Source organism: Rhizobium sp. 22-785-1 (assembly GCF_053521965.1).
In genome coordinates this window covers 382976-406506 of record NZ_JBNWDI010000003.1, presented here as the reverse complement: position 1 = coordinate 406506, position 23531 = coordinate 382976, and the positions used below count along the sequence as shown (strand labels likewise).

General features: G+C 56.6%; 19 protein-coding genes. 7 read left to right on the top strand and 12 right to left on the bottom strand.

Annotated features, from left to right (window positions below):
- The first annotated feature begins 8 nt into the window (after nucleotides 1-8).
- Both ACQZ5M_RS09480 and ACQZ5M_RS09475 read left to right on the top strand, forming a co-directional pair.
- Entirely contained in the window at nucleotides 9-977 is a 969-nt protein-coding gene (locus tag ACQZ5M_RS09480; RefSeq protein WP_296099238.1) for a glycosyltransferase family 2 protein, read from the top strand.
- Nucleotides 978-1011: 34 nt separating this feature from the next.
- Complete coding sequence (locus tag ACQZ5M_RS09475) at nucleotides 1012-1965, top strand: polysaccharide pyruvyl transferase family protein (protein ID WP_296099235.1); 954 nt, start codon at nucleotides 1012-1014, stop codon at nucleotides 1963-1965.
- A 24-nt stretch (nucleotides 1966-1989) separates the two neighbouring features.
- Here the strand turns inward: ACQZ5M_RS09475 and ACQZ5M_RS09470 are convergent, their stop codons facing one another.
- Nucleotides 1990-2979, bottom strand: coding sequence for a glycosyltransferase family 2 protein (locus ACQZ5M_RS09470; RefSeq protein ID WP_449079563.1), 990 nt, complete (start codon nucleotides 2977-2979; stop codon nucleotides 1990-1992).
- Nucleotides 2980-3105: 126 nt separating this feature from the next.
- Nucleotides 3106-3396: an exopolysaccharide production repressor protein gene (locus ACQZ5M_RS09465; RefSeq protein ID WP_296103153.1), complete on the bottom strand. Its 291-nt coding sequence runs from the start codon at nucleotides 3394-3396 to the stop codon at nucleotides 3106-3108.
- Between the two features lie 342 nt (nucleotides 3397-3738).
- Between ACQZ5M_RS09465 and ACQZ5M_RS09460 the strand changes: the two genes are divergently transcribed.
- Nucleotides 3739-4008: a DUF6074 family protein gene (locus tag ACQZ5M_RS09460; RefSeq protein WP_296039217.1), complete on the top strand. Its 270-nt coding sequence runs from the start codon at nucleotides 3739-3741 to the stop codon at nucleotides 4006-4008.
- 20 nt (nucleotides 4009-4028) lie between these two features.
- On the opposite strand, the gene ACQZ5M_RS09455 is transcribed toward ACQZ5M_RS09460, so the two are convergent.
- Nucleotides 4029-5072, bottom strand: a complete 1044-nt coding sequence (locus ACQZ5M_RS09455) for a LacI family DNA-binding transcriptional regulator (RefSeq protein ID WP_296103151.1) — start codon at nucleotides 5070-5072, stop codon at nucleotides 4029-4031.
- 162 nt (nucleotides 5073-5234) lie between these two features.
- On the opposite strand from ACQZ5M_RS09455, the gene ACQZ5M_RS09450 reads away from it, so the two are divergent.
- The 3 genes from ACQZ5M_RS09450 (at nucleotide 5235) to ACQZ5M_RS09440 (ending at nucleotide 8906) form a co-directional block, all read left to right on the top strand.
- Nucleotides 5235-6755 carry a sugar ABC transporter ATP-binding protein gene (locus tag ACQZ5M_RS09450; RefSeq protein ID WP_449079562.1) on the top strand — a complete coding sequence of 507 codons (1521 nt, stop codon included), beginning with the start codon at nucleotides 5235-5237 and terminating at the stop codon, nucleotides 6753-6755.
- 64 nt (nucleotides 6756-6819) lie between these two features.
- Nucleotides 6820-7833, top strand: coding sequence for an ABC transporter permease (locus ACQZ5M_RS09445; RefSeq protein ID WP_449079608.1), 1014 nt, complete (start codon nucleotides 6820-6822; stop codon nucleotides 7831-7833).
- Between the two features lie 125 nt (nucleotides 7834-7958).
- On the top strand, nucleotides 7959-8906 hold the full coding sequence (locus tag ACQZ5M_RS09440) for a substrate-binding domain-containing protein (RefSeq protein ID WP_296103146.1): 948 nt from the start codon (nucleotides 7959-7961) through the stop codon (nucleotides 8904-8906).
- A 58-nt stretch (nucleotides 8907-8964) separates the two neighbouring features.
- On the opposite strand, the gene ACQZ5M_RS09435 is transcribed toward ACQZ5M_RS09440, so the two are convergent.
- From ACQZ5M_RS09435 to ACQZ5M_RS09425, 3 genes are all read right to left on the bottom strand, one after another.
- On the bottom strand, nucleotides 8965-10227 hold the full coding sequence (locus tag ACQZ5M_RS09435) for an NAD(P)/FAD-dependent oxidoreductase (RefSeq protein ID WP_449079561.1): 1263 nt from the start codon (nucleotides 10225-10227) through the stop codon (nucleotides 8965-8967).
- A gap of 125 nt (nucleotides 10228-10352) precedes the next feature.
- Nucleotides 10353-11930: a glycosyltransferase family 39 protein gene (locus ACQZ5M_RS09430; RefSeq protein WP_449079560.1), complete on the bottom strand. Its 1578-nt coding sequence runs from the start codon at nucleotides 11928-11930 to the stop codon at nucleotides 10353-10355.
- A 169-nt stretch (nucleotides 11931-12099) separates the two neighbouring features.
- Entirely contained in the window at nucleotides 12100-14388 is a 2289-nt protein-coding gene (locus tag ACQZ5M_RS09425; protein ID WP_449079559.1) for an NADP-dependent malic enzyme, read from the bottom strand.
- Nucleotides 14389-14770: 382 nt separating this feature from the next.
- Here ACQZ5M_RS09425 and ACQZ5M_RS09420 point away from each other — a divergent pair, with 382 nt between their 5' ends.
- Nucleotides 14771-16201, top strand: a complete 1431-nt coding sequence (locus ACQZ5M_RS09420; protein ID WP_449079558.1) for a mannose-1-phosphate guanylyltransferase/mannose-6-phosphate isomerase — start codon at nucleotides 14771-14773, stop codon at nucleotides 16199-16201.
- A gap of 27 nt (nucleotides 16202-16228) precedes the next feature.
- Here ACQZ5M_RS09420 and ACQZ5M_RS09415 read toward each other — a convergent pair whose 3' ends face one another.
- From ACQZ5M_RS09415 to ACQZ5M_RS09390, 6 genes are all read right to left on the bottom strand, one after another.
- Complete coding sequence (locus tag ACQZ5M_RS09415) at nucleotides 16229-16921, bottom strand: ParA family protein (RefSeq protein ID WP_296099214.1); 693 nt, start codon at nucleotides 16919-16921, stop codon at nucleotides 16229-16231.
- Nucleotides 16922-17036: 115 nt separating this feature from the next.
- Nucleotides 17037-18125, bottom strand: coding sequence for a protein-glutamate methylesterase/protein-glutamine glutaminase (locus tag ACQZ5M_RS09410; protein WP_296017533.1), 1089 nt, complete (start codon nucleotides 18123-18125; stop codon nucleotides 17037-17039).
- Between the two features lie 6 nt (nucleotides 18126-18131).
- Nucleotides 18132-18980, bottom strand: coding sequence for a CheR family methyltransferase (locus ACQZ5M_RS09405; protein ID WP_296103135.1), 849 nt, complete (start codon nucleotides 18978-18980; stop codon nucleotides 18132-18134).
- A 12-nt stretch (nucleotides 18981-18992) separates the two neighbouring features.
- Nucleotides 18993-19487 (bottom strand): chemotaxis protein CheW, encoded by a 495-nt coding sequence (locus ACQZ5M_RS09400; protein ID WP_296017531.1) that lies wholly within the window; start codon nucleotides 19485-19487, stop codon nucleotides 18993-18995.
- Nucleotides 19488-19583: 96 nt separating this feature from the next.
- Nucleotides 19584-21287: a methyl-accepting chemotaxis protein gene (locus ACQZ5M_RS09395; protein WP_449079557.1), complete on the bottom strand. Its 1704-nt coding sequence runs from the start codon at nucleotides 21285-21287 to the stop codon at nucleotides 19584-19586.
- A gap of 130 nt (nucleotides 21288-21417) precedes the next feature.
- A complete protein-coding gene (locus tag ACQZ5M_RS09390; protein WP_449079556.1) occupies nucleotides 21418-23472 on the bottom strand; it encodes a HAMP domain-containing methyl-accepting chemotaxis protein in 2055 nt (684 codons plus the stop codon).
- Between the last annotated feature and the right edge of the window lie 59 nt (nucleotides 23473-23531).

Here is a 23531-nt window from a genome sequence, read left to right as displayed (position 1 = left end):
GCGAAACAATGGCGAAATTTACAGTCGTTATCCCATACTACCAGAAGAAACATGGCATACTCGGTCGTGCATTGGCATCGGTCTTCTCGCAAGAATGCCAGGATTTCGATCTTGTGATCGTCGACGATGAATCGCCGTATCCTATTGAAAATGAACTGGCTGAGCTCAGCGAAGAGCAGACGAATCGTATCAAAGTCGTCAAGCAGCCGAATGGTGGTCCAGGCGGAGCGCGCAATACCGGGCTCGATCACGTGCCAACTGAGACGCGCTACGTCGCGTTTCTTGATTCGGACGATATCTGGACGCCGGAGCATCTGACGAACGCTGAACTGAGCCTCGACCGCTTCGAAGGCGAATGCTATTGGGCGTCGATGCAGGCAAGCGATGAGTTTTACTATCACTTCGCTATGTCGGAGCTTGAGAAGAACGAGGGTGCCGAGCGCTTAAGCGAATCACCGCGAGTCATCGAACTGCCGGATCTCGCCAGCGTCATGCTGCGAAATTGGAGCTTTCTTCATCTCTCCTGCATGGTCATCGGCAGGCCGCTGTTTGAAAAAATCCGTTTTGATCCAGCACTTCGGCTGGCGGCAGAAGATGTCCTGTTTTTCTGCGACTGCATTCTGGCGTCAAAGCGCACCCTTCTGTGTGACGATGCCGGTGCCGCACGCGGCATGGGCGTCAATATCTTTCACAGCATCGACAACACCTCGCCGGAGTTTCTGCGCCAGCAGTTCAATACCTGGGTCGCGCTCGACACCTTGCAGAGCAGGTTTTCGGCACGGCCCGCCGATGTTGCGTCTATCGCATCTTACAAAAATACGGCGCGCAGACAGGCGCTTTGGAGCCAGGCAGGTAATCTGAAACGCCGCAAGGCGCCGGAGCTTGGCCTTCTGTTCAAATGGATGATGCGTGATCCAGCAATTTTGCGTGCAGCTTTCGAACTTGGTGCGGGCAAATTTGCCCGCTCGAAGTCATGATCCCTGCATTCCGTTTTTCTTTCAGGAGTGATCCATGAAACCTTACCATTGGGAATCCCATCACGGGAATTTCGGCGACGACCTCAATCTCTGGCTCTGGGATTTCCTGCTGCCGGGGCTTCGCGATGTTCATCCGGATGTTCTGCTTGTCGGAGTCGGCACCGTTCTCAACGATGTGCTCTTCCCCCCCGGTCAGCGCAAGCTGGTGATCGGCAGCGGATATGGATATGGTGCCGTGCCCGATACATCGAACCCCGATCTCTGGGATATTCGTTGCGTGCGCGGTGAAATGACCGCCGCCAAGCTTGGATTGCCGCCCGAAAAGGGCATCGTCGATCCTGCCGTGATGGTGACGGAGATGCCGGAGTTTCAGAACCTGCAGAAGATCTACAAGAAGACCTTCGTTCCCCATTGGGAATCGGCGGAGTTCGGCATGTGGGACACTGTGTGCGAACCGGCTGGTCTCACCTATCTCGATCCGAGAGGAGAGGCGAAGTCCGTGATCAAGCAGATTGCCCAGTCGGAAATGATCGTGGCCGAATCCATGCATGGCGCGATCCTCGCCGATGCGTTTCGCGTTCCCTGGGTAGCGGTCAGCACCTCGCAATCGATCAACAGCTTCAAGTGGAGTGACTGGGCAGGAAGCGTCGGCGTCGCCTACGAGCCTCGTTACATTCCCGTGTCCACACGCGCAGAAGCTGCAAAGAAAGGTTCGAAGTTCTGGGGCATGAGCTTTCCGCCACCGCCACCGCCCGTCATCGTCGAACGTACCTCTGCCGCGCCACATGACGATGGCGACGTGCTCGTCCGTGCCGATACCCAACGCCCGCTGCGCAAACTGGCAAAGCAGGTTCTCGCCGCTCCGTCGATTCTGGCGCTATGGCAGGCAAGCCGTGCGGAACCAAGACTGAGCCCCGACGGACGGCTGGAAGAGCGTAAGGAGCGTTTTCAGGCGGTTCTGGAAACCGTCAAGCGGGACTATTTCTGAGACGAAAAAACGCCGCTTTTTCCATCAGGAAGACAGCGGCGTTCCTTTCAGAAGATAACGAATATCGGCGGGCTGAGCGGGCTTCTTGCGCAAGCGTGCTGTCTTGTCGTGCCAAATCCCGTTGGTGATGGCAGGAACGGCGGGAAGGCGCCACAATGCATGAACCATGGCGCCGCCCAAGCCACGCTGTGATTTGGCGTCGAGGAAATCCCGCAATTCGAACTTCTCCCGAATGTGCCGCTCATGCTCCCTCAGCGCCGATTGTTCCTCTTCCGACAGAGCGTAGTCGGCGAGAATCTTGCGATCGGCCTCATAGAGACGCCTGAGATCCTGTGTGCTGTGTCGTCCGCTCAAGGAATTGCCGCGCACGATGGCACCGTAACCGCAATTGTGGATAACTTTGTATCGCGCACCTGAGGCAAGTGCCCGAACGTAGAGTTCGTAATCCTCACCAAGACGCAGGGCGTCGTCATAGCGAAGCTGGTGCTGGTCGAGAAACGATCGGCGGATGACGGGTTTCAGAAAGCCGGTTTCACCGCGCTCAATTCCTCTTGTGGAAATATTTCCCTTTACGAATTCGGTGAGCGTCAGGAAGTGATGCTGGGGGGCAAAGCGACGGGGAGTGATACCGGTTGCCGAAGGTGACCCTTGCTGAATGAAGGCTATATTGTCTGCCACCAGATCCCAGTCGTCCTTCTCCACCATTGCGGCAAAGCGCCCGTCGAAGAAAAAATCGTCCGCGTCGAGAATGCTGATCAGCGGTGCCGAGGAAATGCCGATCGCATGATTGCGTGCGGCGGAAGGGCCACGATTGATATCGAAGCGCTCAACGACTAGTCGTCCCGTTGCGTCATCGCATTGCTTGGCAACCTGAAACGTGTCGTCCGTGGATGCATCATCGATGACGACGACCTCCGAGACTTCCGGCTCCACCAGCGCTGATCGGATCGCCTCTGCGATCGTCGATGACGCATTTTTAGCTGCAATGATGACGCAGATGGATTGTGAGCCCATGACTTCGCTCCCGTTCTTCAGCATTCGACATGATTACTGGAGAGGAAACATGGCAGGGATGAGGAGAGGGAAGTGCTATTTCGCACCTGCGAAATATATTCAAAACACTTCAGGAGGTGAGCGCAGTCAGATGTCTTTTAGCGTCGGGCGATGACGACTGACGGCCGGTATGGCTTCCGGGCCTGCCTGGTCGGGTGAAGCAGGCCGATCTTTCTGAAATTCGAGTGTCTTGCGCATGCGCTTCTTCTCGCGCGATACCATAAACACGACACCGATGAAGTAGAATATCTGAATGATGACAAGCGAGATGGCCGTCTGGATCAACGTTGTGTAGAAGGAGCCATGGATCCAATATGTCGCCACCGCGAACACCAGCAAGGCGCAGATCATGCTGACGAAAACGCGGGGCGCGTACATGTCTCTCTCCTCGCCTGATGTCACCCCGCTTTGTGGGCTACAATTTTTCATCTGTTCTTTTTCCATAAAATATATGGGCAAATTGGCATCGTTTCAACCAAGTAATAGGCTCAAATACCCCGCCGAACATGAAATTCAGGTAAGGTTTCAGGGTAAAAATATGCTCAACAAGGATATTTTCACATCGGAGGATGCGACCTCAGGCAATCGCCCTTGACGGGAATCCTGAGCAAAACGTGACGTCGAGTTGCCGATAACCCGTTCCGCTCGACCTCTCCAGACTTCGTTAACTATGTAGACCGTAAAACTTGGGAACCGATTCTCAAGCTGTCAGGTGTATGTGTGACCAAGCGTTCAGAAGTAATTGCGTTTCCCGTCAAAAACCGTCTGCGCGATATTCAGCGTTGCGCTGATATGCTGGAGACCCTTCATGGGGATCAGGCGAACCGGTTCTGGCGGGATGAATGCCGTGCGCTCGCCGCGCATTTGACGGAGTTGGGCTACGACGAGACAGCCATGCGTGAAGAGGTGATGGAGTTTCAGAACGCTGTCCAGACAACGCTTTGGGCGCAATCCCAAACCGAAGAAGCTGCGCGCCGGGATACTTACTAAATATCAGCGGCCTTTTTTGATCAGCTTCTGTCGCGCGGTCTCTGGCCGCGCCTTGATGGCGCCGCCACGGAATTTCTGACGACAAGATCAGGCGTCAGCAGGATGTCCGACTGCGCCGGCTCCTCATTGTTGAGGAGTTGCAAGAGAAGCGCCATAGCATGCTTACCGATCGCGCTGCGGGGCTGGCGAATGGTGGTGAGCGGCGGCGACATGAAGACGGCTTGCGGAATGTCGTCAAAGCCCGTCACCGAAAAATCCGCAGGCACATCATAGCCACGTGCAGACAGGCCGATCATGACCCCGATGGCCGTCTGATCGTTTACACACATGAAGGCTGTCGGCAACTTGTCGCGCATGAAAAGCTGTTCCACGGCAAGCCGCCCGCTTTCCAGCGTGCCGTCGCCTTCCAATATCATGCGGTTGCTCTTCGCCAAGCCCGCGGCGTTCATGCCCTCGTCGAAGCCTGCGCGCCTGCGCATATAGGCGAGGCGAACGCGCGAATCGCCGATGAAGGCGATGTGCTCATGTCCCTCGGCAATCAGCATGTCCACCACCTTTCGAGCGCCTGCGGTATCGTCCACGCCGACATAAGGAATGCCGCCGTTGAAGATGGGCTCGAAGACGCCAACGCTCGGCGGAAGACGCGCCGTCATCGCCTGATGTCCAAACGGGAGAATACCGGTGAACAGGATGAGACCGGCGGTCTGATTGGCATTGAGAAACTTCAGATACTCAAGACCGCGCTGGGCATCGTTCTGCGTATGTCCGATCAGGATACCGTATCCATGGGCGCGAGCCTCGTTCTCCAACCCAATCAGAATATTGGAGAAATTGGGATCGCCGATATCTGGCGCCACCACTAGGATCATATTGGAGCGCCCCAGTCTCAAGCTCCTTGCCACTGCATTGGTGGTGTAGCCTGTCACTGCAATGGCTTGATTGACCTTCAGCCGGGTCGAGTTTGCAACCTTTTCAGGGTTGTGGATGGCGCGAGACACGGTGGCAATCGAAACCTCCGCAATACGGGCTACGTCTTCAATCGTGGCTGGTGGCGAATTGGACAAAGAAAAGCCTCGGGTCTGCCTGCGACCGGACACTACACACGCCGCGCTTTGCGTCAAATGGATTGATCACATCTGTGTAACGAGAAGCAATGTAAACCTTTACATTGTCCATGTAAAGGTTTACACCGACCTAGCGGAATGGGAGCCGCATGGAGGAGTGGGATGGAAACCGTCGAGAACGGCAATGCGGTGCTGTGCGCACGCCGGGTTTCAAAATCGTTCAATGGTGTGCAGGTCTTGTTCAGCGTCAATTTTGAGCTGAGGGCGGGCGAAATCCATGCTCTGATGGGCGAAAACGGTGCAGGTAAATCTACGCTTGTCAAAGTTTTGTCTGGCTTCGAGCAGCCAAGCTCCGGTGATATTCTTCTGGACGGGCAGCCTGTGAGGCTGCCGCCGAACGGCGCGGCTGAAGCTCTTGGCATTGTCATCATCCATCAAGAGTTCAATCTCGCAGAACACCTCACCGTTGCCGAAAGCATTTTTCTTGGTCGTGAGGTAACGCGCTTCGGGGTCCTCGATCGCAAATTCATGCGTGCCGAAACACGCCGCATCCTCGACCTTCTCAATTGTCATGTTGATGAGAATGCGCTGATTTCCAGCCTTTCCATCGCAGAAAAGCAAATGGTGGAAATCGCCAAGGCTATCAGCCGTGAAGCGCGCATCGTTTTCATGGATGAGCCGACCGCCGTCCTGTCACGGGAAGAAACCAGCTATCTGTTCAAGCAGGTGCGCAAGCTGCGCGATCAGGGAACGAGCTTCGTTTTCGTATCACATAAGCTCGACGAAGTGATGGAGTTGACCGACCGAGTCACCGTTCTTCGAGACGGTCATTGGGTCAAGACCGCCCCGACCTCGATGTTAGATGGAGAGGCGATCGCGCAATTGATGGTAGGGCGTGAACTTTCGAGCCTCTACCCTGCAAAACGCGAGCCGGATGTGGATGAAGAGATCGTTCTTAATGTGAAAGGCGTCTCTACCGGCTACGTCAAGGACGCGAGTTTCGATCTGCGCAGGGGGGAAATCCTGGGCTTCTCCGGTCTGATCGGCTCTGGACGAACGGAACTGATGGAGGCGATTGTCGGCCTGAAGGGCAGGCAGACGGGCGATGTAGACGCCAATGGCGTTACACTTCCCTCGCATGATCTGCATGCCTCTATCGATGCAGGACTTGCCTATATGACGAAGGACCGCAAATCCAAGGGGCTTCTGCTGGGTGCCGGCATGGGCCTCAATCTCACCTTGCAATCGCTCGATCGTCATGGGCGCTTTGGTTATCTCAGTTCGGGCAGCGAGGCGAAAGCTCTCGAGAAGGCGCGTCGGCGCTTCGATATTCGCGTGCGCGATGGCAATGTGATGGTCGGTCGGATGTCGGGTGGCAACCAGCAGAAGCTTCTTTTGGCGAAGGTCATGGAGACCGAGCCGAAAATCATCATCATTGATGAGCCTACACGCGGTATCGATGTCGGCACCAAGCAGCAAATATATCACTTCATCTCGGCACTTGCGCGCGATGGTCATTCCGTCATCGTCGTCTCCTCTGAAATGCAGGAAGTCATCGGACTTTGCACTCGCGTTGCGGTGATGCGCGAAGGTCGGATTGTCGGCATGCTTGAGGGTGACGAGATCAACGAGCATGAAATCATGCGCTATGCCGCCGGATTGAAAACAAAGACAGCAGCCTGATGCAGAACTCGATCAAGCGAGATCGCACGGGCAACAATCGCAGGACGGGAGGTCCTTTGTGGGTATGAGCATAAGTGAAGATGGCAAGGAAAAGAGTGCCCGCCGTTCGCGATCCTTTCGCGATGTCGACTTGCGCGCAGTGGCGCCCTTTGTGGCCCTCCTGTTGCTGTTGATCGTTGGGGCATTGGTCAACCCCAACTTCATCAGCATCACCAATCTGGCCAATGTCGCGACCCGAAGTGCTTTCATCGCCATCATTGCCGTTGGTGCGACTTTCGTCATTTCGGCCGGTGATCTTGACCTGTCGGTCGGCTCAATGGTCGCCTTTGTTGCAAGCCTCATGATCCTGCTGATGAATTCAGGTGCGATTGCCGATCCTGCCCTGATGCTGGCAGCGGCAATCGTGTTCGCTGTCATTGCCGGTTCGCTTTGCGGATTGGCAAACGGCCTGATCACCACGGTCGGCAAGATCGAGCCTTTCATCGCCACACTCGGTACGATGGGCGTCTATCGTGGTTTGACTACATGGCTATCGCAAGGCGGAGCCATTACCTTGCGCGAACCGCAATTACAGAGCATGTATCGCCCGGTCTATTTCGGCACGATTTTCGGAGTGCCTGTTCCGATCATCGTCATCCTCGCTGTGACGGCGATCGCTGCCTTCATTCTTTACCGGACACGCTACGGGCGGCATGTAACGGCGGTGGGATCGAACCGCGACGTTGCCAAGTATTCCGGCGTCGCCGTCAACCGGGTTCGCACCATTGCCTTCGTCATCCAGGGGCTTTGTGTTGCCATTGCCGTTCTTCTGTACGTGCCACGCCTGGGATCGACATCTGCCACGACCGGAATGATGTGGGAGTTGCAGGCGATCACTGCGGTCGTTGTCGGCGGTACAGCGCTGAAGGGCGGAGCAGGTCGCGTCTGGGGAACGATCTGCGGCGCGTTCATTCTCGAACTCGTCGGCAATATCATGCTGCTCTCAAACTTCATCAGTGAGTATCTGATTGGCGCCATTCAGGGTGCGATCATCATCATCGCCATGTTGGTACAGCGTTCGCTGATGCGTCAGCGCTAATGCGGATCACAGAATCTTGGAGCGCCGCCGAATGTGTCCGGTCGGACTGGCGGTGCTCAAGAAATACCGGGCTTTGAGGTCGCCCGGCTTCAGGAATGAGACCTTATCTTGTGGGAGGAAGACACATGCGTAAAAGACTGTTGGGAATGGCTGTCGCCATGGTGGCGTTGGCAGGGGCAGCACATGCCGAAGACAAGAAGGTAACGATCGGCGTCTCGATCCCGGCCGCCGACCATGGCTGGACATCGGGCGTCGTGTTTCACGCTGAGCGCGTTGCAAAGCTTCTGATGCAGGAGCATCCGGGCCTGAACGTAATCGTCAAGACATCGCCGGATGCGGCAACGCAGGCGAATGCGGTGCAGGATCTCGAGACCCAGGGCATCGATGCGCTGGTCATCCTGCCGTCCGACCCGGATCCGCTGGTCAACGCCATCAAGGAAGTCAAAGGCAACGGCAAGTTCGTGGCGCTTGTCGACCGCGCTCCAAGCGTCAATGACGACACCGTGCGCGATCTCTATGTCGCCGGCAACAACCCGGCACTCGGCGAAGTCGCTGGCAAATACATCGCGGAAAAGACACCTGAAGCGGAAGTCGTCATCATTCGCGGTCTTCCGATCCCGATCGATCAGCAGCGCCAGGACGGTTTCGACAAGGGCATTGCCGGCTCCAAGGTGAAGGTTCTCGACCGCCAGTTCGGCAACTGGAACCGCGATGACGCTTTCAAGGTGATGCAGGACTATCTGACCAAATATCCGAAGATCGACGTTGTATGGTGTCAGGATGACGACATGGCAGTCGGCGTTCTTCAGGCTATCGAGCAGGCCAAGCGCACCGACATCAAATACGTCGTTGCCGGCGCAGGCTCGAAGGACATGATCAAGAAGGTCATGGACGGCGACAAGATGATCCCGGTCGACGTTCTCTATCCGCCGTCGATGGTTGCGACTGCAATGGAACTGACCGCTGCCAATTTCTACGATCAGGTCCCAGTCCGCGGCACCTATATTCTGGATGCCACGCTTGTCACCAAGGATAATGCGAAGGACTTCTACTTCCCCGATTCGCCGTTCTGATTTTATCGAAGGGAATGATGAGAGGCCCGCTGTCGAAGCGGGCCTTTTTGCGTCGAGGTCAAGAGAAGCGGTTGGCGCGGAAGGGATCGACAGGGACCGACGTATCGCGCTCGCAAACCAGTTCGGTGACAAGGCGGGCCGTTGCTGCCGATTGCGTCAGACCAAGATGGCCGTGGCCGAAAGCGTAGATGACCGAACGCGTCGCACGCGATGGTCCGATAATTGGCAGAGTATCGGGTAGCGAGGGGCGGAACCCCATCCACTGCTGACCGCCTTCGGTTTTCAAGCCCGGCAGGAAGCGGCTTGCTTTTTTCAACATCGCTTCGGAGCGACGGAAGTTTGGCGGCAGGTCGAGACCGCCGAGTTCGACGGCACCTCCGACGCGTACCCCACTCGACAGCGGGGTGACGACGAAGGCGTGGTCGTTGAAGTAGATCTGGCGTTTCAGATCAAAGCTACCGGCAGGCAGGGTCGTGTTGTAGCCACGCTCGGTTTCCAGAGGAACCGTATTGCCAAGAGAAGCTGCGAGTGGCTTCGACCATGCACCGGCGGCGAGGATGACCTTGTCGGCATCGATCTTATCGCCATTGGCGAGTGTAACGATGGTGCTTTCACCGACGGTTTGAATCCGGACTGCTTCACCATTTCTGAAGCTCGCACCACGTGCAATAACCAGTTCGGCAATGGCTTTGGTAAATTCGTGCGGGTCGCCGACCTGCAAACCGGAGGGTGTGTAGATCGCGTGTTTGAATTGCGGGGCAAGGCCTGGCTGCAACTCGTCGATCTCGTTACGCTGAATTCTGGAAAAGACGAAGCCCGCTTTTGCCTTCTCTTCCCAGTGGTGGCTCGACGCGTCGAAGCTCGTTGCGCTGTCGTAAAGATCGAGCGTTCCGGTGTTGGAGATGAAAGACGACAGCTCCGGCATCGCGGCGACATGCTGCATTTCTTTTGCGGCAAGCGCCATCATCCTTGTTTGAACCCGCATGCCATGTTCGAACATGCGTGGAGAGCTGGCTTTCCAGAAGCGCCATAACCAGGGTGCGATCCTGTGAGCATAGGCTGGAGGAACGCTTAATGGTCCGAGTGGGTCGATCAGCCACTTCGGTGCTTTCTTCATGATCCCAGGGGCTGGTATCGGAATGATCTCTGGAAAGGCTAGAATACCGGCGTTGCCCGCACTTGCTCCACGTGCGATCTCGCCTCGTTCCAAGAGTGTCACGGACTTGCCCGCATTTTGCAAATAGAGCGCCGACATGACGCCGATGATCCCGGTGCCGATGACCAGCACTTCGCATTTCCTCTGAGAGCCGTTTCTATCCATGTCGCATCCATCCGGAACGAGCCAAGCGCCGATCGCTGATCTGTCGACCTGATTAGCACCTTTAAATACTGTTTGTCGACTAAGGGCGCCGACCTCTCGAAGGGTTGTTTCCCCTTACAGAGGTTCTATGGCTGCCCTGCCGTTTTTATCACGTTCTCGGGCTTGATCAGGATGTAGCTGAACCTTTGCATCTTGCCTTCCACTTTGAAATACATCGGCGCCTCGAAGGTTTGAATGCTGAGGTCTTTCAAGGTTGCGCCCATCTGCGCTTCCAGCCATTGCGCCATGCCCGCGGATTGATCCCTTGCTGTCGTCCAGACCATCAGAACAGGCCGATCGGCAGTAAGCCGGAAGGCAGGGTCGAAATCGTCATAGGTCGTGGTTGCGACGGTGATTTGGGGGAACAGGAAACGCATGTTTCCACCCGTGAACCAATCTGAAGTCACAATGAGCGAGGGGGTGATGCCTTTGTCTTGCAGGTGATGGCGGAATACCTGCCAGTCATTGTTTGATCTGGATGTATTGCCGAACATCGCCTGGACCGGCACGGAAACGATCAAGGCGATAGGAATAAGCGCCATCACGACAAGGCAGACGGGAAGCACCTTCTTGACGAATGACGCGACATCGAAGGCTTTCCGTTCAAGCCACAACACGCCGAGAATGGGAAACGGCATGACAAGCGGTAGCAGCCATCTGTCACGGACTTCAGTCATCGTGGTGGCGATGATGACAACGAGGAGTACGGCCCCGAGGGCAAGAAAATAATGAAGGAAGAAACGTAGCCAAGACGAACCTTCAGGCTCTTGCCTTTCCAGTTCCCGTCTGGTCCCGCGGCATGCAAAGAGCATCAGCGCTGGCAGGATGATGACGATCGCTGACCCCAACAAAACCCGCGCAATGCCCGTGAGGATCTGCAGCCACCGGCTTTCCGGCGCCTCTTCCGCCATACGCCGCAAGGTCACGTCGGATGCGAATTGCAGATTGTCGAAGAGCCATATGGAGTGGGGCAGAAACACCAGAAAACTGATACCGATCGTCAGAAGAAAGCGACGGTCAAAAATGCGTTCCCGGCCCTTTGGATGAAACCAAACGGCGAGCAAGGTGGCTAGCAGAATGAGGATAAAATTATACTTGGACAACATACCCAGGCCGACCGCGAGCCCGGTGAGGACGTAGCCAAGTGTGGTCGGCTTTTGAAGAAGGCGAACGCTCGTGTAGATCGCCCAGAGGCCGGTCAGCATCAACATCGTGGTATGCGTGAGATCGCGCTGCGCCTGCCAGAAGAGTTGCGGGCTGAGGAAAAATGCCAGCGCGGCAACGATGACCAGACGCTTCTCTTTCAGCACAGCATCCGCCAGCTTGACGTAGATGGCGAATATCAGAAAGAGCATGAGGTTCTTGGCGACGGCGAGGCCAAGCAACGACGTCCCAAAAATTTCGAAGAAGACTTGCTGATACCAGTTGTAGAGCGGCGGCTGGGCATCATAGCCGAGTGCCAGCCACTGCGCGAACAGCACCTGTTGCGCCTCATCGATGCGCAAGGCCGGAGGAAGCAATAGCCTGACAACGATCTGAACAAGATAATAGACGCCGAAAAGAGCGATGACTGCATTCGGCTTTTCAAGCAGGCATTCTGACAACCGGGCGTAAAGACTGTTTCTGCCGGGCATGTCTTCCGCCGGGCATGTGCAGGTTTTCATGGGCTATCCAGCTATTTGTAACGCGCACCCGCCGGAGCGGCGAATGTTTCCGAGGCCACTTAGCACGAGCTGCTGTATTTGTTGATGAAGAATGTCGCGTTTGAAACAGGAAATTCTCGCGCCTAGCGCGCGAGACGAGGATGCCCGGCAGACCGGGCATCCTTTCGCATCATCGTCCTGCGTTATAAGCGGCAATGGCCGCCATGTTGACGATATCGCTGTCCTTCGCACCCATGGCGGTGATTTGTACCGATTTGTCGAGGCCCACCAGCAGTGGGCCGATGACAGTGGCGCCGCCCAGTTCCTGCAACATCTTGGTCGAGATCGACGCGGAATGGATGGCGGGCATAACGAGGACGTTGGCCGGTCCCGAGAGGCGGGCAAACGGATACTGGCTCTGCATCTTCTGATGATTGAGTGCGATGTCGGCGGACATCTCACCATCAACCTCAAAATTCACATTGCGCTTGTCGAGGATACGAACGGCCTCCCGTACCTTGTCGGAGCGTTCACCCGTCGGATGGCCGAAGGTCGAATAAGCGAGCATGGCCACTCGCGGTTCGTAACCAAAGCGACGTGCAAGCCCCGCCGCTTCCTCCGCGATGTCCGCCAGGTCTTCCGACGACGGCATGCCATGAACGGCTGTGTCGGCAACGAAGACGGTGCGATTGCGCGATACGACAAGCGATACGCCGATGACGCGGTGACCCGGCTTGACGTCGATGCAGCGGCGCACATCCTCGAGCGCTGTCGAGTAATTGCGCGTCGTGCCAGTGACCATGGCGTCGGCATCGCCCATCGCCACCATGCAGGCCGCAAAATGGTTTCTATCATTATGGATCAGGCGCTGGGCGTCGCGCAGCAGGAAGCCTTTTCGCTGCAATCGCGCATAGAGATAATCGATATAGGAATCCACCCGCGCGGAGAGGCGTGCGTTGGTGATCTGGATATTCGGGCGGTCGAGATCGATGCCGGCCCGCTCGGCATTCGCCTTGATGATGTCGTCACGACCAAGCAGGATCGCCGTGCCAAGACCTTGCGCGGTGAAGGAGATTGCCGCACGCATGACCTGCTCTTCCTCTGCCTCGGCGAAGACGACGCGCTTCGGTGACCGGCGAATGCGTTCGTAGAGGCGCTGCGTTGTGGATGCCATCGGATCGCGACGGGCGGAAAGTTCACGTGCGTAGGCGTCGAGATCCGGCAGGACACGGCGCGCGACACCGGTCTCGATCGCGGCCTTGGCCACAGCAACAGGGATAGCCGAGATCAGACGCGGATCGAAAGGAACCGGAATGATGTATTGAGCCCCGAAGCGAGGACGATTGCCCTGATAAGCGGCAGCGACATCATCCGGCACGTCTTCACGGGCAAGGTCCGCCAGCGCCTGTGCGGCTGCGATCTTCATCGCGTCATTGATCTGGCTGGCGCGAACGTCCAGCGCTCCGCGGAAAATATAGGGAAAGCCAAGAACGTTATTGACCTGGTTCGGATAGTCCGAACGCCCTGTCGCCATGATCGCGTCGTCGCGAATGCGCGAAACTTCTTCCGGCGTTATTTCCGGATCGGGGTTGGCCATGGCGAAGATGATCGGCTTCGGTGCCATGGAGGCGATCATCTCTTCGGTGAAGGCGCCCTTCTGCGACAGGCCGAAGACGACATCCGCATCCTTCATAGCTTCGGCAAGCGTGCGGTCTTCCGTCTTTACCGCATGTGCCGATTTCCACTGGTTCATGCCTTCAGTGCGGCCCTGATAGATGACACCCTTGGTATCGCACATGATGATGTTGGCAGGGTTGAAGCCCATGGCCTTGATGAGGTCCATGCAGGCAATCGCCGCTGCACCCGCGCCATTGCAGACGAGCTTCGTGGTGTTGAAGTCGCGCCCTGTGAGGGCGATGGCATTGATGAGGCCGGCGGCGGCAATGATGGCCGTACCGTGCTGATCGTCATGGAATACCGGAATGTCCATCAGCTCGCGCAGGCGACTTTCGATGATGAAACATTCAGGGGCCTTGATGTCTTCGAGGTTGATACCGCCGAAAGACGGGCCAAGATAGCGAACGCAATTGATAAAGGCATCCGCATCTTCGGTATCGACTTCCAGATCGATGGAATCGACGTCAGCAAAGCGCTTGAAGAGAACGGATTTGCCTTCCATCACCGGCTTCGACGCCAGGGCGCCAAGGTTCCCCAGCCCGAGGATCGCGGTTCCATTGGAGATCACCGCGACCATGTTGCCACGCGTGGTGTAATCATAAGCGGTAGCCGGGTCTTCGGCGATCGCCTTGACCGGAACGGCAACGCCCGGGGAGTAGGCGAGAGACAAATCTCGCTGCGTCGCCATCGGCTTCGTTGGAGTGATCTCAAGCTTCCCGGGGCGGCCCTGCGAATGGAAATCGAGGGCCTCCTGATCCGTCACCGACGTTCTCGTGCTGGCAGGTTTGGTCGTATCTGACATGAGCTTGAGGAACCTTCCTTCATAACAAACGGCATAAAGTTCCATCGTTGTTATTGTATTTTTTGCGCAGCTGCCAAGTTCTGAATGTTGTTCGGTGCAGCAAAAATGAACGAGTAGATCCAACGCTTCGATTCAATCGATTGATTGCTGAAATTGCGGTCGAGACTTTGTGGAACACCGTCAAGCGTGATGTCGATAAGCGCTACGGCTTTCAGATTAGGGAACTCGAACTCCCCCGTGACGTTAGGAATGTGCCGGGCAGAGGGGGCGTACCGTGTACCGCTGAGCTTTCGCCTAAGCTTTCCCAAACCGAAGATGGCGGTATCGGGAAATTTCTATATTGTCCGGCGCAGGAATTTTATGCGTTGGAAAGGTCTATGCCGTGAATGAACAGGTTCGAAAGATTACTCCCGTACTTCTGGCAGGCGGCGCGGGGTCAAGACTTTGGCCGGTGTCACGCGATCAGTTGCCCAAGCAGTTCCAGCCGCTGGTAGGTGAACTGTCTACCTATCAGCAGACATTGAAGCGTGTCGGCGATAAGAGCCTCTACGACGAGCCGCTGGTCATCACCAATGAGGACTTCCGCTTTTTTGCGCGGCGACAGGCAGAGGAGGTCGACCTTCCTGCAACGGTCGTCCTGGAACCTGCAAGGCGCGACAGCGCCGCGGCGATGGCTGCGGCTGCTGTGTTGGCCGACCGTCGCGAGAAGGGTTCGCTCGTGCTGGCGCTTGCTGCTGACCATGTGGTGATGGACGAAGACCTTTTCGCGGACGCCGTGCGTCTGGGCGCTGAAGCCGCAGAGCAGGGCAACATCGTGGTCTTCGGCTTGACGCCGACGGAGCCGCGAACCTCTTACGGCTATATCAATGCCGGTGAAAGCCTGAATGGGAACCCCGATTTGTGCAGCGTCGAGGCTTTCGTTGAAAAGCCTGATGAAGAGCGCGCGGTCAGCTACGTTGAAAAAGGCTATCTCTGGAACTCGGGCAACTTTCTGTTTCGCTCTGATATCATGATCGAGGAGTTGCAAAATTACGCACCGGACATTTTGAAGGCGGTCGAGGCGGCAGTTGAAAACCACGAGAGCGATCTGGGTTTCCTTCGCCTGCATAAGGAGAGCTTCGAAGCGTCGCCGAAGAATTCTATCGACTATGCCGTGATCGAGAACACCAAACGCATGGCTGTTGTTCGGGGTCATTTCCGGTGGTCCGATATCGGAAGCTGGGATGCCATCTGGGAAATCGCCGACAAGCATAATGATCGCAACGCAATCGAAGGGCAGGGTGTCCTGCTGGATTCAGAAGGTTGCCTTGTCCACTCTAACGGAATTTTGACGACTGTCGTCGGAGCAAAAGACCTGGTGGTCGTTGCGACCAAGGACGCAGTCCTCGTCACGCCGAAGGATCGCGTGCAGGAAGTCAAAGGTCTCGTTGAGAGCTTGAAGGATGGCGATCACTCGCTCAAGACCGAGCGACACAAGCGCGCCTATCGTCCGTGGGGACATATCGAGCAGACGGATTCCGGTCCGCGCTACCGCGTCAGCCACTTGAAGGTGGAGCCTGGCCATCGCATTTCGCTTCAACAGCATTATCACCGGTCGGAACATTGGATCATCGTGCGCGGTACGGCAACCGTGACGATTGAGGATGAGACCCGGCTTCTAACCGAAAACGAGTCCATCTATATTCCGATCGGAAAGTCCCATCGGCTCGCCAACGATGGCCAAATTCCACTGGAGCTTATCGAGATCCAGACCGGTTCCTACTTCGGAGAGGACGACATCATCCGGTTGCACGACGATTACAAGCGCGAATAGCGCGACGTTTGCTTCAACTGAGCGCTATCACGCCGCGGAAGACAATCGCGCCGTGGACTGGGCGGGAAGAAGTCTCAGCACTTCGTCGGCAAGCGCGGCGCTGTTTTGAAGAGCCTTGTCCAGGTTGCTGACCTGGGACGGGTTCATCATGTGGAGATAGCCGCTGAACTCGAACATATCGCGGAAGGCTGCGCGTTCGACGATCGGTGTATTGAGAACGTTGACGTTGCGTTTCGCCAGTAGCGCCTTGGCTGCAAGCAAGGCGCGTGTGGTAACCATCGAATTGACGCGTGACAGCAGTACCGAATGCGGGATCTTGATGCCTGCGCGATCATCGAGGTAGCGCAGTAGCTCCAACACCTGCGCGCCGCCCTGGGCGTCCATCGTGCTGCCTTGTACCGGGATGACGACATGATTGGAAAGACCAACGGCTGTCGCAAGCAGTGGTGATTGCGCTCCCGGAAGATCGATGATCACGTGGTCGAATGCTTTGCGATTGTCGAGCACATGCTGTTGCAGACTGGTCGCCGAAACATAGGTAATGACGGAAAGATCGACGCGGTAATCGGCATTCTCCCGCCATCTGGAAAGCCATCGCTGCGGGTCGGTATCGATAACGCAGATACGCAGTCCTCGCCGTGCAAGCTCCGAGGCGAGTAGAAGAACCGCCGTTGTCTTGCCTGCACCACCTTTGGTGTTTGCGAATGTGATGACCGCCATAATGGACCCAAGTAAAAGAGGGAGGCGATCATCGCGCGTTGAACGCACCGCTTCATAGTGCCGTTCAATCATTCAACAATATGGTTAACAGCGTCTGAAGATGGAGGACCACAAACTAGCGTTTGTAATCTTCTGCCATGATTTCGCGAGCAATCTGATCCAGCGGTACGATCTTATCGACGCCGCCATGGGCAATCGCTTCCTTCGGCATGCCGAAGACCACGCAAGAGGCTTCGTCCTGGGCAATCGTATACGCGCCCGATTGGTGCATTTCGAGCATGCCGCGCGCGCCGTCGTCACCCATGCCTGTCATGATCACGCCCATGGCATTCGATCCTGCAGAGCGGGCGGCGGACCGAAACAGTACATCGACCGATGGCCTGTGGCGTGACACGAGCGGTCCGTTCCTAACCGAAACGTAGTAGCGTGCGCCTTGACGCTCGAGCAGCATGTGCTTGTCGCCGGGAGCGATCAGCACATGACCGCGCAGCACGGGATCTCCGTCTTCGGCTTCCTTTATCTCGACTTCGCACAGGCCGTTGAGACGCTTGGCAAAGGCTGCGGTGAACTTTTCCGGCATATGCTGGACGATGACCATGCCGGGCGCGTTTGCGGGTAGTCTCTCCAGCATTTCTCGCAGGGCCTCGGTGCCGCCCGTCGACGCACCGACGCAGATTACCATTTCTGTGGTGCGTGCCATGGCCTTGCCGGAAGGTGGTGGCAGCACAGCATCTGCGGTGAGCTTGGCCTGAACGCCGAGTGTGCTTGTCCCACGCGGCTGCATGCGTATGTTCTTGACGCGGGCATGGGCGGCACTTTTGACCACCTCGCAGATGCGAAACGCAGATTCGGCCAGATGATCGGCGGCACCGATGCGCGGTTTCAGGATAATGTCGACCGCTCCGGCCTCCAGCGCCTGAACCAGTGTTTCGGAACCGGCTTCGGTGAGCGAGGAGCACATCACAACGGGTATGGGATGCTGCGACATGATCTTGCGCAGGAAAGTGATGCCGTCCATTCGTGGCATCTCGACGTCAAGCGTAATAACGTCGGGTAGGTCCTCCTGGATCCTTTTGGCGGCCATGAAGGGGTCGGACGCCGCACCAATGACCTCGATTGCAGGATCGGCTTCCAGCACGGCAGTCAGCGTCTGCCGAACGCTAGCAGAATCATCAACGATGAGGACGCGGACTTTTTTGACCATGGTGACTTACTCTTTGACAAAAACGGTGTTTGCGACCTGTTTGACCGGCAGACTGATGCCCGTCACAGATTCCGAATGTCCGATCATGAGATACCCGCCAGGCGCCAGGCATTTGCACAGCTCAGTCAGGACGTGCGTCTGTGTCTTCTTGTCGAAGTAGATCAGCACGTTGCGGCAAAAGATGGTGTGAACTGGCTCGCCGATATCATAGGAAGGGTTCATCAAGTTCATACGCGCAAATCCCACCTTCGAGCGGAGCTTCGGCGAAATCCTGACATCGTTGCGATATTTGTCTCGCGCCTGCATGACGTATTTGCGGTGCATCGCGTTTGGAACCGGCTCCAGAAGGTCACGATTGTAGATGCCGGAATGTGCCTTCTTTAAAACGTCGGTTGATAGATCCGTTGCGAGAATGTTGAAATCCGAGATAACACCCTTCTCGACGGCTTCCGCCATGATCATCGCCATGGTGTAGGGTTCGGCGCCTGTCGAGCAAGCGGCGCTCCACATGCGAGGTTGTCTGATCCCCTTTTTGGCAAGCGTAGGAAGAGCGGTCCTTTCAAGAAAGTCGAAATGGTTCGGTTCGCGAAAGAAGTCCGTTTTGTTCGTCGTTACGACGTCGATAAGATAGATAACCTCATCTTTGAGGCCGTCCTGGCGAAACAGGTACTCGCAATAATCCGCAAAGGTTGTAAAGCCTGTGGCGCGCAAGCGCTTGCGAAGCCGTCCTTCCAGCATCGAACGCTTGGCGTCCGTCATTTTGATTCCGCAATAATCATAAATGAAGCTGGACAGCTGGCGGAAATCACGTGTGCTTATACTATCGTCGAAATTAACGCTGACAGCGGTACTCAATTACTCGTCCTTTCAGGCTGCGCGCATCGGGCCGTTGTCGACCTTCGCAAGCTCCCCGGCGTCGCCGGTGAACAGCTTTGCGAGGTCGATGATGACGACGAAATCGCTTTCGCGCCGAACCACTCCAGCGATATAGCTGGAGTTCCAGCGAATGCCGATGTCAGGCGCGGTCTCGATCTGGTCCTGCCTGAAAGGGGTTACCTCGAAGACCTTGTCGGCAACGAGACCAAGCGCCAATACCTTTTCGACGAAGGGAATGTCGAGCACCAGAATGCGCGTATGCGATGTCTTCACCGTCTTGGTCATGCCAAGGCGCAGACGCAGGTCGATGACCGGAACGCCTTGGCCGCGGACATCTCTCAGGCCGAGAAGATAATCGGGACCATGAGGGATCTTGAACGCCTCTTCGTGGTCGAGGATTTCACGAACGACGTCCACTGGGACCGCGAAGACTTCCTCGCCAAGGCTGAAAGTCACGTATTGCATGATAGATGTTGGGCTCGCCATTTGCGTGTTCTCCAGAAGTCTTGGTCGCCATTGCCGATTGAGAGATTGTTGCGTCAGGTCAGGGAAGCGGGCTTGTCGCCCACGTCCATTTGTTCATCAGCCAGCGTGTCGGAAGTCATCGTCATTCTCGTCCGGGCCACCCATGGACATGTCCAAGGCAAATCCCTTTGCTCGTGCCTGCTGGGCGTGGACAGGGCTCGACGGGGCAGGGCGACGACCTAGAGCGGCGGGCTTCGCAGCACTGCGCGAAGACGATACCGGCGCTGCGTGTCGAATCTGGGCGGAATGCGTCAGAGCTGCGGCATTTGAGCGCTCGACCTTGAAGAAGGCGATGCTCGCCTGAAGCTCTTCAGCCTGCGCAGCCAGTTCTTCAGAGGTGGCAGATACCTCTTCGGACGCGCCGGAGTTCTGCTGCGTTACCTTGTCGAGCTGCTGGATCGCTTCGTTGATCTGACTTGCACCGATGTCCTGCTCACGGCAGGCAGCAGAGATTTCCGAGACCAGTTCTGCGGTCTTGCGGATATCTGGAACCAGACGGTTCAGCATCTCGCCTGCGTCGGTTGCGACCTGAACGGTTTCGCCGGAGAGGGAGGAGATTTCAGATGCTGCCGCCTGGCTGCGTTCTGCAAGCTTACGGACTTCGGAGGCCACGACGGCAAAGCCCTTGCCATGTTCACCAGCACGTGCAGCTTCCACAGCGGCATTCAATGCGAGAAGATCGGTCTGACGGGCGATTTCCTGAACGATGGATATCTTCTGCGCAATGGTACGCATTGCAACGACTGCACGGCCCACAGCTTCGCCACTGGCTTCGGCATCCTTGGACGACTGACGAGCGATCTTTTCGGTCTGGGCAGCGTTATCGGCGTTCTGCTTGATGTTTGCTGCCATCTCTTCCATCGAAGCGGAAGCTTCTTCGGCAGAGGACGCCTGTTCGGTCGCGCCCTGCGAAAGCTGTTCGGAAGACGAGGACAGTTCCTGGCTACCGGAGGAGACGTTGTCAGCAGCAGCGAGCGCATCGCCCACCACGCCACGCAGGCGCTCGACCATTTCGTTGACATGCGTAATCAGCACACCGATTTCGTCGCGGGATGTAACCTGAACACTTTCTGTCAGATCGCCTTCGGCAACCCTTCGAACCGCCGTCGTTGCCCTTGTGAGGCCGCGGCTGACGGAAATGCTGATCCAGATTGCCGAAACGATTGACACCAGGCCAGCAACACAAGCGATAATCACAAGTGTACCGAACGTGCTTTGATAGGCAGCATCGCTCGCCTCATCGGCTTTCTGAACGGAGGCTTCGGTCAGACTGGCAAGAGACTCTGTCAGGGCATCGAGCTTTTGACCTGCGATTGTTCCTTCATTCTGGTTCAAAGCAAGCGCGTCGTCACGGCGACCCGTTTTCATGAAGCCGACAAGACGATCTTCCAGCTTTTCGTAACCAGACCAGAATTCGCGAATTTCCGCCCATTTGCCTTTGAATTCTTCGGGGGCCGAAGCCTCGCCCGCATCAAGCGCCGTACGAAAATTTTTTCGCTCGTCTTCGATGGTATCAAACGCGGCGCTGATTTTCTGATCGGTGGCTGCGAGCAAAAGATCGCCCTCTGCCAAACCCAGACCATCAAATGCCTTGGCCAAATCATTGGCTACATTATCCTGCCTTATAGGTCCGGTCATCATGGCGTCTTGAAGCGCGGCGAGTTGCTTAAGGCCACTGATCCCGAAAATAGCGCAGCCTGCCATCAGCCCGACGAGCAGGGTGAAGATGAGGGTCAGTTTCAATTTGATCGTAAAACGCATGGAGGTGTTCCTTAGCTAAGTAGGACACGTAGCCTCGCTATCATGCCGCTTTTCAAAGAGACCTTAGGCCTTGTGGTGGCGGGCAAAATTGCCCGCCATAGTACTGTTGATGGTCGTCTTGTACCTGGTGTTAAGCGCTTTCGCGGAAGTCGTGGTCGTCTTCATCTGGTCCACCCATCGACATGTCGATTGCAAAGCCGGTGGCGCGCGCCTGTTGTGCCTGGACGCTGCCGGGGGAAGGGCGCCGAACTGGAGCGGCAGCCTTTGCCGGAGTGCGATGTGCGACTGTTGGAGCCGGCGCGCGAACCGGCGCAGGACGTGCACTTCCGTGAGCGCGCTCGACCTTAAAGAAGGCGATGCTGGCCTGAAGCTCTTCAGCCTGTGCGGCCAACTCCTCGGAGGTAGCAGACATCTCTTCCGACGCACCAGAGTTCTGCTGAGTCACCTTGTCGAGCTGCTGGATCGCTTCATTGATCTGACTTGCACCGATGTCCTGTTCACGGCAGGCAGCAGAGATTTCCGAGACCAGTTCGGCGGTCTTGCGAATATCTGGAACCAGACGGTTCAGCATCTCACCAGCTTCGGTTGCGACCTGAACGGTTTCACCGGAAAGCGAAGAGATTTCAGCCGCGGCTGCCTGGCTGCGTTCTGCGAGCTTACGGACTTCGGAGGCGACGACGGCAAAGCCCTTGCCATGTTCACCGGCACGAGCAGCTTCGACGGCGGCGTTCAATGCCAGAAGGTCTGTCTGACGTGCGATTTCCTGAACGATGGAAATCTTTTGCGCAATAGTGCGCATCGCGACGACGGCACGGCCAACCGCTTCACCGCTCGCCTCGGCATCCTTGGACGACTGACGAGCGATCTTCTCGGTCTGTGCAGCGTTATCGGCGTTCTGCTTGATGTTAGCTGCCATCTCTTCCATCGAAGCGGAGGCTTCTTCGGCAGAGGATGCCTGTTCGGTTGCGCCCTGCGACAGCTGCTCGGAAGACGAGGACAGTTCCTGACTACCGGAAGAGACGTTGTCGGCCGCAGCAAGCGCATCGCCCACCACGCCACGCAGACGTTCAACCATCGACTGCAGCGCAATGCCCAAAGTATCTTTGTTGGACAGCGGCTTTGGCGTGACAGTCAAATCACCGTCGGCGATCTGGTTTGCGACCTTTGCCGTCTCGCGCAGATTGGTCACCATATTGAGCATGGCTGTGCCAAGAGTATCTCTGTCAGAGAGAGGCTTTACGTCCTTGGAGAGATCGCCAGCGGCGATTGTGCTCGCGACGTCGGCGGTCGCGCGCAGATTGACGACCATGTTGCCCATGGCGATCCCCAGGCTATCCTGGTCGGAAAGCGGCTTCACATCTTGAGAAAGATCGCCTTGCGCAATGTTGTTGGCAACTGCTGCGGTAGCGCGCAGATTGGTCGTCATCACGTTCATGCTGTCGACCAGATCCTTGATCTCGTCATTGCTCTTGATCGCGATGTCCTGATCGAGGTCGCCTATTGCAACTGCGCGCGACGCACGGATTGCTTGCTGCAATCCCTTGTTGATGCCAAGTGCGATCCAGGTGGCGATCAGGATAGAAAGGATGATAATCGCTGCGACGACACTGACGAGGATCGTGCGCGAAGTGTCATATTCCTCATTGGTCGCTTCGTCCGTTGCCTTCAAGTCAGTAGCGATTTCGTTGTTCAGACCTTCGAGAATTGTCAGCATGGCGCGTGTCGCCTTCTCGCCGTCTCCCATGGAGATGGCGCCCGCCTGACGGTTGCTTTCCGTGGTGTTGACGGTGGCGAGGCGCAGGACTTCTTCCTGCAGCTTTTCCCATGCGGGAATGGCTGCCTTCAGCTCCAGCACCTTGGCGTGAATGGCCGGATTGGTCTCTTTTTCCAATGCAGCAATAATCTGCGTCATCTTCACGCGCTCCGAACGCGCGGCATCGACATAGGTGGAAATACGGGCAGCGTCTTCGTTGAGCGCCGCGCTCTTTTCGTTGGCGATCGCACTCATGATCGCGTCAGAAAGATCGCTGGAGTTGCGAAGATTGGTGGCAGGGCCCTGCACGATATCCGTGACGGCAGAGTTGAGTGATGACAGCTGTGTGATGGCCATGCCAGCCATACCCGCCGACAGCAGGATGATGAGCGCAAAGGCGAATGCAAGTTTGAGCTTAATCGTAAATCGCATCGTAGTGATCCTTAGGTGTGGCGCTAGGCCACGAGACGGAAAAGCTCAGGCACAAGGAG